The 14,685-nt window shown below is 43.3% G+C and carries 13 protein-coding genes and 1 riboswitch; of the genes, 7 read left to right on the top strand and 6 right to left on the bottom strand.

Annotated elements, in window-relative coordinates:
- Positions 1–5: 5 nt before the first annotated feature.
- Positions 6–145, bottom strand: a riboswitch (cyclic di-AMP (ydaO/yuaA leader).
- 106 nt (positions 146–251) lie between these two features.
- Positions 252–1,025: a slipin family protein gene (locus tag FTV88_RS10625; RefSeq protein WP_153725600.1), complete on the bottom strand. Its 774-nt coding sequence runs from the start codon at positions 1,023–1,025 to the stop codon at positions 252–254.
- 129 nt (positions 1,026–1,154) lie between these two features.
- Positions 1,155–2,189, bottom strand: a complete 1,035-nt coding sequence (locus FTV88_RS10620) for a diguanylate cyclase domain-containing protein (RefSeq protein WP_153725599.1) — start codon at positions 2,187–2,189, stop codon at positions 1,155–1,157.
- A 307-nt stretch (positions 2,190–2,496) separates the two neighbouring features.
- Between FTV88_RS10620 and FTV88_RS10615 the strand changes: the two genes are divergently transcribed.
- The 7 genes from FTV88_RS10615 to FTV88_RS10585 all read left to right on the top strand — a co-directional run bounded on the left by FTV88_RS10615 (position 2,497) and on the right by FTV88_RS10585 (position 9,728).
- Positions 2,497–3,585, top strand: coding sequence for a spore germination protein (locus FTV88_RS10615; protein ID WP_153725598.1), 1,089 nt, complete (start codon positions 2,497–2,499; stop codon positions 3,583–3,585).
- Between the two features lies 1 nt (position 3,586).
- Positions 3,587–4,213, top strand: coding sequence for a spore germination protein (locus FTV88_RS10610; protein ID WP_243137091.1), 627 nt, complete (start codon positions 3,587–3,589; stop codon positions 4,211–4,213).
- Positions 4,210–5,313: a GerAB/ArcD/ProY family transporter gene (locus tag FTV88_RS10605; RefSeq protein WP_153725596.1), complete on the top strand. Its 1,104-nt coding sequence runs from the start codon at positions 4,210–4,212 to the stop codon at positions 5,311–5,313. The genes FTV88_RS10610 and FTV88_RS10605 overlap by 4 nt, the downstream gene beginning before the upstream one ends.
- Positions 5,310–6,632, top strand: coding sequence for a Ger(x)C family spore germination protein (locus FTV88_RS10600; protein ID WP_162007998.1), 1,323 nt, complete (start codon positions 5,310–5,312; stop codon positions 6,630–6,632). The genes FTV88_RS10605 and FTV88_RS10600 overlap by 4 nt, the downstream gene beginning before the upstream one ends.
- 22 nt (positions 6,633–6,654) lie before the next feature.
- Positions 6,655–6,831 (top strand): hypothetical protein, encoded by a 177-nt coding sequence (locus FTV88_RS10595; RefSeq protein ID WP_153725594.1) that lies wholly within the window; start codon positions 6,655–6,657, stop codon positions 6,829–6,831.
- Positions 6,832–7,130: 299 nt separating this feature from the next.
- Positions 7,131–8,306, top strand: coding sequence for an S-layer homology domain-containing protein (locus FTV88_RS10590; RefSeq protein WP_243137510.1), 1,176 nt, complete (start codon positions 7,131–7,133; stop codon positions 8,304–8,306).
- A 513-nt stretch (positions 8,307–8,819) separates the two neighbouring features.
- The gene (locus FTV88_RS10585; RefSeq protein WP_153725592.1) at positions 8,820–9,728 is read left to right on the top strand and encodes a diaminopimelate dehydrogenase; all 909 of its coding nucleotides are present in this window, start codon (positions 8,820–8,822) and stop codon (positions 9,726–9,728) included.
- Positions 9,729–10,273: 545 nt separating this feature from the next.
- Here the strand turns inward: FTV88_RS10585 and FTV88_RS10580 are convergent.
- From FTV88_RS10580 to FTV88_RS10565, 4 genes are read right to left on the bottom strand one after another with little or no spacing between them, the layout of a single operon-like run.
- Positions 10,274–11,344, bottom strand: a complete 1,071-nt coding sequence (locus FTV88_RS10580) for a polyamine ABC transporter substrate-binding protein (protein WP_279236766.1) — start codon at positions 11,342–11,344, stop codon at positions 10,274–10,276.
- 26 nt (positions 11,345–11,370) lie between these two features.
- Positions 11,371–12,189, bottom strand: coding sequence for an ABC transporter permease (locus tag FTV88_RS10575; protein WP_279236764.1), 819 nt, complete (start codon positions 12,187–12,189; stop codon positions 11,371–11,373).
- Positions 12,186–13,031, bottom strand: a complete 846-nt coding sequence (locus FTV88_RS10570; protein WP_153725590.1) for an ABC transporter permease — start codon at positions 13,029–13,031, stop codon at positions 12,186–12,188. The genes FTV88_RS10575 and FTV88_RS10570 overlap by 4 nt, the downstream gene beginning before the upstream one ends.
- Positions 13,028–14,029: an ABC transporter ATP-binding protein gene (locus tag FTV88_RS10565; protein ID WP_153725589.1), complete on the bottom strand. Its 1,002-nt coding sequence runs from the start codon at positions 14,027–14,029 to the stop codon at positions 13,028–13,030. Before FTV88_RS10565 ends, FTV88_RS10570 begins: the two co-directional genes overlap by 4 nt.
- Positions 14,030–14,685 lie beyond the last annotated feature (656 nt).

Raw genomic sequence — 14,685 nt, 5'->3', positions numbered from 1 at the left:
GACCCCTTTACACCATCCACGCTTACGAAGTTAGCTGACGGATTCGGATGAATGGATCACCCTACCGGTTCATACCGGACTCACCCCAAAAAATTGGTTCCCCCGCTTTCTCATCCAAGTATGAGAAACTCAGCGTTCAAAAGGGCACTATTCGTTTTTAACATTGAGATTATAGCACAAAAATAGCTTTTTGTATACACAATTTGTCTTATTTTGTGATTGTGCGCTAAAGGGCATAACCGCCCCTTGTGCTATTTCTCGTTCTTCTTATCTCCACCATACAACCGGAGCAATTCTACGGGTACTGGGAAAATGAGAGTGCTATTTTTATCACCGGCTACTTCAGAGAGAGTTTGCAAAGTCCGTAGCATTAAACCTGCAGGATCTTTGCTGATGACAGTAGCGGCATCAAGCAGTTTCTGGGATGCTTGAAATTCCCCTTCTGCAGCGATAATTTTGGCCCGTCGCTCCCGCTCTGCCTCAGCCTGCTTGGCCATGGCACGACGCATGCCTTCTGGTAGGTCTACGTTTTTGATTTCTACACCTGTTACTTTGATACCCCAGCCGTCTGTTTGCCTATCAAGCTGTTCTTGTAATAACTGATTGAGCTTATCACGCTGGGATAGCATATCGTCTAATTCATGAGCACCAAGGACCGAACGTAACAAGGTCTGGGCCAGCAATGTGGTAGCATGTCGAAAATTTTGCACATTTAAAATAGCTGCCTTGGGATCAGACACATTAAAGTAGACAACGGCGTCGATAGAAACAGGTACGTTGTCTTTGGTGATCAAATCTTGCCTCGGTACATCAATGGTTGCTGTACGTAGATCGACTGGAATGGTCTGATCAATGCCAAAAGGAAGAACAAAATTCAAACCTGGATCAAGTACTTTAATAAATTTACCGAATCGCAATAAGACTGATCGCTCATATTGCCCCACAATACGAGCCATGGAGAAGAGGAAGAATGCGATAAGAACAACCCAAAAGCCAACTGACAATAAGTTAAACAAACCATCCATTTGTAATCCATCCTTTCTTGCTACCGCCTTATTTTTTCCTTTCTTTTACTGATCATTCATAGAGAAAAGAAAAATTCTGACGCCCTATGCTGTCAGAATTCTATCAGTCCTTGTAATGCTCTATATCAGTTATTTCTGTGAAACCTTCTGATAACACTTCATCTCTTCATAAGTCATGACCTGGTTGCGTCCCTGTCCTTTGGCCATATAGAGTGCTTTATCGGAGGCATCAACAAGCTTCAAGTAGCTATCAATCTCACCATTGCCCGGTATTGTTGTCGCAACACCAATACTCACAGTTACATAGGCGCTAACTGAAGACTTACGATGAGGAATAGACAGTTCTTCAATCTTCTTTCTTCCTTCTTCAGCGTAAGAAAGTGCTTTATTGCCTTCTAGATCGGGCATGATAACGGCAAACTCTTCCCCACCATAACGACAGACAAGGCTTCCTGGCAAGACAAAATATTTTTGCAAGGTCAATGCGACAGCTTGTAAGCAACGATCGCCACTTTGATGTCCGTAGGTGTCATTAAAGTCTTTAAAATTATCGAGATCCAACATAAGCAAAGAAAGAGGCAATCCTTCTTCCCCACAGCGTTCCCAGGTTAAATTCAAATATTTATCAAAGTATCTTCGGTTGGCTACACCCGTAAGGGCATCATAAGACGAAATCTGTTCTAAGTTTTGAACGGCTTCTTCTAGTTGTCGTGTTACTTCTAAGAGCTTTTTCTCACGGGCTTGCCGATGATCCATCTCTTTCTTCATAGATAAGACAGAACGAATTCGTCCAAGCAGATCGGCTTTGCGCACCGGCTTGGTAATATAGTCAACGGATTGGTGATGAAATAATTCATCAATATCATCCATATCATTGATTTCTATCATCATAATTGCAGGAACGCTTCTAATCTTCTCATGGTTTTTCGCCTTATTATAGTACGAAAGAGCTTTGTGCCGCGTCTCAAGATCAAGACCAGGAAGATCAAGTAGTAGTAAATCTGCTCTTTTTTCACAAAAATCTGCTGTCCCTTGTTCACAGGAGGGTCTTTCAAGCAATTCATCAAGGTTATTTGCTATAGCCGCATCGTAGCCCGCTTGCGAAAGTATGGATTTTAACGAAAGACTCCCCTTTGGATCTGCATCAATGATCATAATTTTCATGGCTCGCTGGCTCCTGCACTTTTAGCTCTGCAGAAAGCCCTCTCCCTCCTTTCTTCTCAAGACATTGAAAAAGCCCTAGCCATTTGTCTACCCTTTGTTTTGTCTTTTGTTATTTTTATTATATTAAATTCGCTTCCTCTCGTTCAAATTCCTCTTTTCTCTTGCGAAAAAGTAACCATTACGATTTAAGAAAAAGCAGAACAACCCTCTTTATGGAAAATATTGCTTTTATTTATTTGCTATGAGAAAGAAAAAATAGCAAAGACTACATGTTAGTTGCCATGTAGAAGAGCGGAGGTTATATGGAGTGAGCTTGTTTAATTGGAAGAAAAATCTACAAAAACTAAAAAATCTTTTTGTAGTTAACTCTTTTACACAAGACAAAACTTTCTCGCTCAGTTCTTCTCGCAAGCCCTATCAGAGAAAAGTAACCCTTACAAGGGAGTACCACCCCACGAATAAAGAAAAAACAGAGCTGCCGACAGAGAGCGCTTCCATACAAAGTGCTCTAGCACCTCTTTTTTATGCAACCATAAATCCAGATTTTGTTACTCGGCAGCTCAAAACACCCTGTGGTCAAGTCTCCATCTTCTATTATCAAAGCCTTGTTGATTCTCAGCAAGTTCAAGATGCTATCGTTGAACCGCTTGTTACCTTAACAGAAGATTGCAACCAAATCGCTTGGGAGGATCTGAAAGACCTTTTAACGTACAGCCATGTTGTTACAGAAGTCTATACGCTTGAAGATGCAGCCGCTCATATCAGCGCGGGTAGGTTATTCATACACGTAGAAGGCTTTGCAATTGGCCTAGCTGTAAAAGCTGGAACGCGAGAAAGCCGTGCTGTAGAATCGCCAAAAACAGAAACGGTCATTCGAGGTTCTAATGATGCTTTTGTAGAAGAAATTAGAACAAACCTTTACTTACTACGCATGCGGCTGTCTATTCCTGAGTTTATCGCTGAGCCAGTTGAACAACCGCACCGTTCACAAGAGCGTCTCTATGTGCTTTATATAGAAGGTCTGACTTCTCCCAAGCTGGTTCAAGAAATGCGTAGAAGACTTAAATCGATCGATGTAGACATGCTTTATAGCATAGGAAATCTAGAAAATTATATCCAAGGAAGACCTCTGTCCATTTTCTCGCAAGCTATAACAACAGAAAGACCTGACCGGACCATTTCTCATCTCTTAGAAGGCTCTGTCGCTGTGATGATGCAAGGTAGCCCGCAGGCTTTGTTGATGCCTGTTACTTTTTGGTCACAATTGCATAGTCCAGAAGATTATTATTTTCGTTGGCCCATTGGTTCTTTCGCCCGCTTGATTCGTGTATTTGCTTTGATAATCGCTATTTTTTTTACCAGGTATCTATATTGCTGTCGTCAACTTTCATCCTGAGATGATTCGTACAGAGCTAATGCTGTCCATTGCCTCGGCTCGGGAAAGAGTTCCCTTTCCCACTTTTTTAGAAATTTTGTTTCTTGAGTTGGCTTTTGAGTTTATTCGTGAATCAGCTTTACGAATTCCTAATGTGATTGGGCCGACCATTGGTATCGTAGGTGCTATTATCATCGGACAGGCTGTGGTAGAAGCTGGTATTGTGTCTCCCATTGTGATTGTTGTCCTAGCCATTACGGTGCTAGCTGGCTTTTCAATCCCTTACTATACGCTCACCTTTAGTATCCGTATCTTACGTCTCTTTTTTATCGCTTTGGCCAGTGCTTTTGGATTTTTTGGCATTGTCGTTGGTCTTCTTCTTCTAGGCCATCATCTTGTCTCGCTCAAGTCAATGGGCGTTCCTTTTCTCTCTCCTGTCAGCCCCCTTCGACCGGGCAACGCAGACGTGATTCTTCGACCTATACCTTTTATGCAGGAGAGACGCCCTACCTTTATGGGCCTACTGAATAAACAAAAACAGAGCCTCGTCCAAAGGCCCTGGGATGTCAATACGCCGACAGAGATCCAACTTCTACAGCCCTATACAAAGTCATCTAAGAAACTTCATAGTAAAAGGAAAAAAGCATGAAGGTGAAAAAAAAAGATGGCCATATCGGGGGCTTTGAAGCTTTTTGCCTTTGCAATTATCTGATCTATGTCAAAATGTTTCTGGCCATGCCTCGTCACTTAATTGATGAAGCGGGTCCTGTAGCTTGGGCTGTACCTCTGATTGTGCTTGTTTTCACTTTGGTGTTTTTTTATATCCTAACGAGTCTACTAAAAATGTTTGAAGGCCTTTCCTTCCTAGAGATTGCAGGGTTGCTTTGGGGGACTTGGGCCCAATGGCTCTTAGGATTTCTCTTTGCCGCTTTTTTCGTTTTGATTATTGGATTGCAGCTCCGAATTATCGGGGAATTTCTATTAAGCACCTTATTGCCTCATACACCTCTTTCTGCCGTTCTCTTTATCATGGTAGGTACCTTTATCTATCTTGCTTACTTTGGAATTGAAAATCTAGCAAGACTGGCAGGGCTTCTTTTTCCTTGGCTTTTAGTAGCTTTTATGGTTACTTTTTTGCTAGCTATGCAACGCGGAGACTTTTATAATTTTGCACCCTGGTTGGGCTACGGTGAATGGCGTCTTTTAGTTTCTTCTGTCAATCACATCGGAATTTATAAAGAGATTATTTTACTTGCTTTTATTGCGCCTCTTTTTCGCAATCATCAGACCTTGCAACAAGCTGGTTATACGAGTCTTATAACTCTGACCTTCTTCTTTGCTTTCGCCCAGGCTGTCTATATTTATGTTTTTCCCGTTCATACAGGCGCAGAGTTGGGTTTTCCCCTTTTTCAATTAACTCGCTTGATCTATTATGGAACTTTTCTACAGCGCCTCGATCCTCTTTTTATGTTCGTTTGGGCAAGTATTTCCATCATTGGGATGGCGGCAGGATTTTACGTAAGTGCTCTTTCTTTGGCACAAGGAGCGAAAGCGTCTGATTACCGTCCCTACCTCTTTCCTCTTGCTATCATTGTCCTTACCATTGCTTTTTTCCATGAAACAAGCTTAGAAGCTGTAAAAGCCTATCGTACTTTTCCGGCTTATCTTGCCATTCCTATCTTTGGCTTGCCCTTTCTCCTCTGGCTATGGGCTCTGCTTTTTCACCGTCAAAGGAGGCAAAGGCGATGAGAAAAAGCTCTACTTCTAGGGTTCGTCTTTTTTTTCTTTCTCTGCTCTTGGTGCTTTCTTTATTCAATACAAGTTGCTGGGATCGAAGAGAATTAGAAACATTGTCCTTTGTTTTGAATATGGGCGTTGATCAAAGCGTGGTTGAAAATCAATATGATGTTGTTTTTCGTATTGCCATTCCTGGACAACTGGATCCACGGGGCGGCAAAGCTTCAGGTACTGATACAATGCCCGATGGCCATAAGCTTGTTACTGTTACAGCTCGCTCCATCCCTGAAGCCGTCTCTTTGTTAGGAACAAGCATAGGAAGAAAGCTTGACTTTCGTCATCTTCGCGCCGTAGTTTTTGGCGAAGAACTGGCCGCTACAGAAGGCATTCACTATCATCTTGATTATCTCGAACGCGAGCCTCAGTTTCGGCGAACAACGTATGTCTGGATTAATAAGTTTGGCACTGCTCGTGATCTTATGTTAAACAATCTACCGGTCATCGAAACATTTATGACTCGTTATATTGAAGGTATAAGCGAAAGCATGCGCGAGTTGGGCTATGCCCGGCCTATGCTTTTACACGATATCGTTGCAGAAATTGAGGAACATCACGTTGATACAGTCGTACCTCTGATCTGTATTAATCCCATCGTGGAAAAGGAAGTTGAGAATAATCAAGTAACTCCCATGTCAACGGAAGAGTATCATGACGAAGTTAATAAAGATCTAATTGGTGGGGAAACCTTAGATCACTTTAATCGTTCTGGCGGTAATCCCCTTGAAATGATTGGCATCGCTGTGCTTCAAGAAGGCGTCATGATCGAGCAATTATCAGGCTGGGAGTCTCGGATCTACGGTCTTTTACGAGATAATTACCGCTATGGTTTGTGGATCTTCGATGATCCAGAAGTAGAAAACCGGACCTTTGCCGTAGAGTTATATCGTTCCCGTCCGCCCAATGTTACCATTGATTGGAATAAAGAAGACCCTGTAACCATTGATATTCACCTTTTCTTAGAAGGCAATATACGAGATATTCAATCTTTAGAAAAGCATGTATCACCTGACAAATATACGCTTTTAGAAGCAGAAGTTGAAAAAATAGTAGCAGAACAAGCCTTAGAGTTAATTCGCAAAATGCAAGCTTTAGAATCTGATCCTTTCTATTTTGCGCGCTTTGTGCGAACACAAATGTTATATAAGCAAGAATACATCGCCTTAGATTGGAAGAAGCGCTTTTCTCAAGCCGAAGTTACCGTTTCTGCAGAGTTTAATTTGCGTCGACCTGGCATGGTTCTTCAACCCATTATAATTCCAGAACAGGAATAAAAATAGAAAGCGATAAAGTTCTATGAATATAGGGCAGTTGATATTATTGTTAACGATTATGGCCGTTGTGATTTATACCATTAACTATGGGCGACAGCAGTGGCGCAATGGATTAAAGCTAGCTGCCGTAACAACCTATCTTCTTGCTTTGATGGCTTTTACATTGCCCATTCTTTTACTTTTCTTTTTGCGATCCTAGATTGTCACCATTATCCATGACCGTTTAAAAGATAGGATTCTTAAGATAAAGATACCCACAGGCGTTTATTCTACAATAAACACTGTGGGTATCTTTTTTTCGCTTTTGGCAGGGTTATTTCAATATGGTACACTATGTGCACAAGATTTCTTTCTTTTTCGAAGCTTACCATGTATTATGCTTTATTTTTATTTTATTATTGGTAAGTTTTCTTTAAGGTTTTTTAGAAATCTTTTATGTACCGTTACCGCATTCAACATTTTATATCTTATTCACAAAAAGAGGAGGATCTCGCTTTGATGCACAAAATGCGTACCTTTCTAGCACCTATGCTTGTTTTCGCAATGCTCTTTACTTTCCTGCCTCTAGCTGTAGCGGAAGAAGGCGTTGTGAACCCTGAAGCAATGGGGACAACAGATCTAGAAGCTTTGCTTCTTGAAATGGACACAGATGCCCTTGTTGAGGACCTCCTTACATCTCCTGAACTAGGTCAATTGGCTCTACGTGCTGCTATGGGAGAAGCTTTTTCTCTTCAACTACAAGCAGAACTAACAGAAGGTGAATTCTCTCATGGAACAGCCTCCTTGATGATTGCTGACAACCAACAGGATCTGCTCGCCCTATTGGCAGCCTACGGTCAACTGCAAAAAGGTGCTGATATCGTTGATGTGACCGCTGATGTGAACATGGAAGATCTATTTACTCGTCTACAACTGAACGGTCAAGACGTAGAAGCTTTGACGCAAGAAGAACTTGAACTTCTCTACGAAGAATATGTTCTACCTTTTAACGTCGAAGAAGCGCTGGCAACGGGCGCTTATCAAGTTCGTATCGCTCTAATGGACGTAACCAATGCAGCCTCTCCGCTGATGATTCTGGCTAAAACGCTGGAATTTGGTACAGAAGGAACTGCGGAAGTTCCTGCAGTACTCACTGATATTGAAGGTCACTGGGCAAAAGCCGAAATTCTAGAAGCTTTCGAAAAAGGCTTGATCATGGGCTATCAAGATAAAACCTTTAAGCCCAATCAGGAAATCACACGTGTAGAGTTCTTTGTTCTAGCAGCTCGTGCTTTTGGCCTTGAGTCTGGCGAAGAAAACCTACCTTTCACTGACGCTGGTCTAATCTACAATGATTATAAAGCCGCTGTTTCTGCTGCTGTTGATGCAGGAATTCTAGATGGTTATGACAATGGTGATGGCACTTTCTCTTTAAAGCCTGAACAAAAAATCACTAGAGATGAAATGGCCACATTCGTTGCGAAAGCGCTAGGTTTGGAACTATCTGACGCTACCCTCACATTCGCTGATGCCAGTGAAATTGCAGACTGGGCAGCACCTTATGTTGCCACAGCAGCAGAAAAAGGTATTGTAAATGGTCACGCCAACAACACCTTTGAACCTCGTGGTATCACCACACGCGCTCAAGCCGCTGTGCTTTTCTTGAATGTATTAAACTATCTTGAACAACAGTAAAAGAGATATCTTATCACAGTAGATATAATGAGAGCGCCAGTTACTTCTATCAGTAACTGGCGCTTTTGTTATCTTATATTCTGCTTATCTTGTGTCACGAATCTAGGGATCGCTACATAATCAAGCGAAGGCGAGGGGATTGTAAGGATTGATGCATATAGCTGCTAAACGAAGTGTTCCCGTGCCATTGCATTGCCAGGCGACGGGCACAATTATTTGGTGAACATCAACGTTTCCTGATTACGTTGGGGTTACTTCGTGCAGGGGCCTGGGCATCACGCTTTCCTCCGCTCTGGACTGGTCCCACGCTGTTACCGCCAGCAAGCTGGCGACAGCTGAGGTCCCAAGTCCCGCTCCGGAAAGCGTGATGCCCTGTCCCAGAAAGATTATGCTATTTTCGTATCACATGCTCTGAATCTGCACCAAACGGGTTGCCCCCAATGACCCATACCTGATACAATAAACAAGCGTATTTGTCGAAAAATACAAGAATTTACCTAGGAGTGTGAAGGGATGGAAAAGAAACTAAGAGTCGCCATCGTAGGCTATGGTAACATCGGAAAGTATTCGCTGCAAGCCATTGACGCAGCACCTGATATGGAAGTAGCAGGTGTTGTTCGCCGAGCTTCTTCTATGAACCAAGAAAAGCCAAAAGAATTAACAGACGTCCCTGTCGTTGCTTCCATCAAAGACCTAGGACCTGTAGATGTAGCCATTTTGGCCACGCCCACTCGTTCTGTTCCCGAACAAGCCAAAGAAATTCTTGCTTTAGGAATCAATACCGTTGACAGTTACGATATCCATGGTGCCCTTGTTGACTTACGGCGAGAATTAGCAGAAGTGGCGCAAAAACATAACAGTGTTGCCATCATTTCTGCCGGATGGGATCCCGGCACCGACTCTATGATTCGCAGTATCTTTGAATTTATGACTCCCAAAGGTCTTAGTTACACCAACTTTGGACCTGGCATGAGCATGGGTCACTCTGTTGCGGCCAAGTCCATTGAGGGCGTTCGCGATGCCCTTTCCATGACCATTCCACTAGGCACCAGCGTTCATCGCCGCATGGTGTATGTAGAATTAGAAGAAGGTGCTGACTTTAAGACGGTAGAACAAGCCATTCTTACGGACAGCTATTTCAAAAACGATGAAACCCACGTAACCCAAGTTCCTAAAGTAAGCGACTTGGTCGACATGGGTCATGGTGTTCTCATGGAAAGAAAAGGTGTTTCCGGATCAAGTCACAACCAATTGCTCAAGTTCGAAATGCGTATTAACAATCCTGCTTTAACAGCCCAAGTATTGATCGCCTCAGCGAGAGCTACTTTTAAGCAGAAGCCTGGTGCTTATACGATGATTGAAGTTCCTATCATCGACTATCTCTATGGAGACCGCGAAACTTTGATTCGCGATCTCGTATAAACTAAAACAGAAAGACCGCCTTCTCTAAGCAGTCATTCGATAGCTATCGATGACTCTAGAGAGAAGGCGGTCTTTCTTTATTGCGTACTAATCCCCCATGCCCGGTCGGGCACAACCACTGATGAAAATCAATATTTCCTGATCACATTGGGGTTACTTCATAGAGGGGACTAGGCATCACGCTTTCCTCCGCTCTGGACTGGTCCCACGCTGTTACCGCCAGCAAGCTGGCGACAGCTGAGGTCCCAAGTCCCGCTGCGGAAAGCGTGATGCCCAGTCCCAGAAGGTTTTTGCTGATTGTTACTTCCGTTGAAATAGCTTGGCGAAACTTTCTTCTATCCGCAACTACCTATTGTATTTGCAATGCAATAGGCCAAAACTCAGTCACAACCAGCAAGATGTACCTGGGGCAGGCGTTATGACTTCCTGGAGAGAGGACTTCAGACCTCAGCCATCGGCAGCTTGCTGCCGCTCATGGCGTGGGATGAGTCCGTTCGGAAGGAATTCATAACGCCTGCCCCCACCACAAAGTAGCTATTTTTGTACTAACGACCCACTCTCAACTCAGTCCACAAGCGATCATAGAGGGGCAGTACGTCCCCCACATCTTCAAGCCACTCCGTATTGCTCATCTCTTCATCGCTTAAGAAGATCATGGGATTGTTGCGATATTCTTCGTTATGAAGTGGATAGGCTTCCTTGTTAGGGTTGCTATAGCCAATATATTCATAGTTTCTTACGCTAACTTCTGGCTCAAGAATATAGTTGATAAACTTCTCGGCCAGTTCTTTGTTCTTAGCACCTTTGGGAATGGCAAAGGTATCAGCCCAGATGGTTGCGCCTTCTTTCGGCACTACAAATTCAATGTCAGGATTTTCTTCGTAGATAAAAGCAGCATCGCCAGACCAAACTGTGCCAATCCAAGCTTCCTCTGCAATAAACTTTTGCTTAATCGTATCAGTATCAAAAGCGAGTAAGTTCGGAAGCAAAGCTTTTAGGTCTTCCACAGCTTCTCTAATTTCCCCTTCATCGCGGCTGCTATTGGAGAAACCATTTTTCTTCAGAGCCATACCAATTACTTCACGAGAATCATTAAGCAGAACAAGACGGCCTTGATGAGCCCGATTCCACAAGTCTTCCCAGCTCGTAATCTCTTCTTTTACATACTTGGGATTATAGGCAATACCTGTAACACCCCAAGTGTAAACAATGGAATACTTGTCTTCTGGATCATAGGGAGGTTTCTCAAAAGTTGTCACCATATTGCTCAAGTTCGGTATATTCTCTTTGTTAATCTCTTCTAACAAATTAAGCTTAATCATGGTAGAAACCATATAATCAGAAGGCTGAATTAGATCATATTGGGCACCACCGGCTTGAATCTTCGCTAACAACTCTTCATTACTTGAAAAGTTATCATAATTGACACGGACACCATATTCCCGCTCAAAATCAGCAATCACATCTTCACAGAAATTATCGGCCCAACTGTAAATGTTTAGAACCTGCGAACTCCTCGAAGAACCGTCACCACCACTACAACCCGAAAGAAGAGCTACGACAAAGAAAGCAGTTAGAAGAAGGGCAACTAGTTTTCTTTTCTTACCCCAAAACACAAGGAATCCCCCTTTTTTCATTATTATTAGAAAGGCATCTGCCGCTGCGCTTTCTTATCGCTTACGCGACTCTGAAAACGCTCCGGCAAAATAACCAGAGCCACCGTAACGATTACAATGAAAAGTATGAGCAATGTTGAAAGAGCATTAATTTCCGGAGATACACCTCTTTTTACCATACCATAGATATAAAGAGGCAAGGTCGTCGAATTAGGCCCCGCCACAAAGAAGCTAATGACAAAATCATCAATAGAAAGCGTAAAGGCCATCAAGGCACCGGCTAGAACACCTGGTGATATGAGTGGAAAGGTAACATAGCGAAAGGTCTGCCATGGGGTAGCGCCCAAGTCTTGTGCCGCTTCTTCTAGGTCTTTGCCCAACCCTTCGAGGCGAGCTAAAACAATAATCACGACAAAAGAAATACAGAAACTGATATGAGCAATCACCACCGTAAGCTTACCAAGTGGAATGGCCAATTGGCTAAAAAGCACAAGGAGCGAAAGGCCCATTACGATTTCCGGGATCAGGATCGGTAAGTAGATCAGGCTGTGAATTGCACCCTTCCACCGGAACTTGTAACGATGAAGGGCCAGTGCCGTCATCGTACCTAGCACCGTGGAGACGATCATCGCGATCAGAGCGATGGTCAAACTGTTATAGAGCGCCTCCATAACATATCGATTCTGAAACGCTGAAATATACCAATCAAAAGTAAAACCACTCCACTGGGCATTGATGCGCGAGGCATTAAAAGAGTAAAGTACAAGCACCACAATCGGAATGTAGAGAAAAGCCAAGACGGCCATGGTATAGGTAAAAAGCAGACGATGTCGCAACGGCTTCACCCTTTCTCCTCCTTCCCTTGTTGGGCTTGTAAGGCTCTATAATAAAGATAGATTAGAATCAAAGAGAAAAAGGCTAGCATCATGGAGAGGGCAGAACCGAATGGCCAGTCTCGAGCCGATAGAAATTGATTCTGAATCAAGTTGCCAATCAAAGCAGATTTAGCGCCACCCATAATATCTGGAATGACGAACATACCTAAGGAAGATACAAAGACCAAGATAGAGCCCGCTATAATGCCAGGCAAAGTCTGTGGTAAGGTGACATAGAAGAAAGTTTTTATCGGCGTTGCTCCTAGATCATAGGCTGCTTCTAAAAGACGACGATCGAGCTGTTCTAAAGAGACATAGATCGGCAAGATCATAAAAGGCAAGTGCGCATACACCATCCCCAGAGAAACAGCGCCAAAGTTATACAGGAGATTGAGAGGCTGTTCAATCAAACCCAAATCCAATAAGAAAGTGTTCACCATGCCTTGAGAACGCAAGATAATCACCCAGGCATAAGATCGAATGAGAAAGTTAATCCAGAAAGGCACCATCACAAGGAGCAAGAAAAGGTTTTGCCAGCTCCGTGTTAGCTTTGAAATCTGATAGGCGATGGGATAGCCTAAGAGAAAACAAACTACCGTCGTAAAAAAGGCCATAACCAGGGTATCACCGAAAATCTGCAAGTAAAGAGGTTCAAAAAAACGCAGATAATTCTCCGTCGTAAATTGATATATGACTTGCCCATAAGTGCCTCGTTGCATAAAAGACAAGAAGACAACAATGAGTAGAGGCGATAAGAAAAAAAGAAAAAGCCATGCTAAGGCTGGATAAGCTAGCCAACGGCCCCGACTCATGAGCCAACCCTCACAGCGCCGCTGCTTTCCCAGCCGATAAGAACTTCTTCTCCTACTTGCCAACGACGCTTGTCATCAAAATACTGATAGGCCATAAAGACAGAAAGATCAAGGCTCTCGTCAACCATTCGAACAAAGACTTTATCAATGTTGCCTAAGAAGACAATATCTTCAATAATACCTCGGTATAAGGGATATGTACATTCTTGCGTTTTGAGTGGATCATGAAGATTGATTTTCTCTGGACGAAGCGCGTAGTACCTTTCATCCTGTTGAAAAATATTGTTCTCTCCAATAAAGGTTGCCACGAAGCGTGTCTTCGGCTTGTGATAAATCTCGTGAGCACTGCCGATTTGCTCTAACTGACCTTTGTTCATAACAGCAATGCGATCAGACATGGTGATAGCTTCTTCTTGATCGTGGGTTACATAGAGAAAAGTAAGGCCAAGATTTTTTTGTAATTTTTTAAGTTCTAACTGCAAATGTTTGCGCAGTTGAAAATCTAAAGCGCCAAGCGGTTCGTCTAAGAGTAAAACTTTGGGATTGTTCACAATCGCTCGTGCAATGGCAACTCTTTGTTGTTGCCCACCTGATAACTCTTTAGGACGACGATAGCGATATTCCATCAATTCTGTAAGAGCCATGACTTCTTCGGCCCGCTTTTTTTGTTCCTCAAGAGCTACTTTTTTCATTTTTAGACCGAAGCAGATATTTTCTTCTACACTCATGTGGGGAAATAAAGCGTACTGCTGGAAAACCATATTGACATCTCGTTTATAAGGCGGCAGTTTCGTGACGGCCTGACCTGCTAGTAAGATCTCTCCCTTGCTCGGCAATTCTAAGCCAGCAATCATCCGCATGAGCGTTGTTTTCCCGCAACCACTAGGACCTAGTAAAGTAAAAAATTCCCCTTCTTCTATCTTCAAAGATAGCGGTGGAATAATTACTTGGCCGCTAAATTCTTTTTCCACTTCTTTTAATTCAATCATAGCTTGCATTGGCAGGTCCCTACTTTACGGAATAATATTTTGACCTACATACCTTCGTAACCAGCAAGCAAATGTCCTGCAAAGTTTGTCACTTTTTCGTAGGTTCTGTAGTATTCTTTGTCTTTGCTTTTTCTTTATGGGGTTGGCAAAAAGTAGCATAATGGTTGGCAAAGTTTGCTGTGGGGGCAGGCGTTTATCATTCCTCCGAACGGACTCATCCCACGCCATGAGCGGCAGCAAGCTGCCGATGGCTGAGGTCTGAAGTCCTCTCTACGGAATGATAAACGCCTGCCCCAGGTACATCTTGCTTGTTGTGACTACGTATTGACCTATTGCAAATACAATAGGCAGTTGCGTAAGCATAGCAGGAAGTTACGCAACGCTCTTCCAACGAGAGTAACAATCAGCAAAAAACCCTCTGGGCCAGGGCATCACGCTTTCCGCAGCGGGACTTGGGACCTCAGCTGTCGCCAGCTTGCTGGCGGTAACAGCGTGGGACCAGTCCAGAGCGGAGGAAAGCGTGATGACCTGGCCCCTCTGTAAAGTTACCCCAACGTAATCGGGAAAAGTCAGCAGGACTCGGGACTTGTCCATCAATTGGTATTTTGCTCCAGTATAAAGTAATGGCTATTTACAAATTTTAAAGACAGGTTATCGATTCCAAT

Origin of the sequence: Heliorestis convoluta (assembly GCF_009649955.1) — a bacterium.
GTDB lineage: Bacteria > Bacillota > Desulfitobacteriia > Heliobacteriales > Heliobacteriaceae > Heliorestis > Heliorestis convoluta.
Note: the sequence above shows the minus strand (reverse complement) of the source record. Positions and strands in the feature narration are given on the sequence as shown.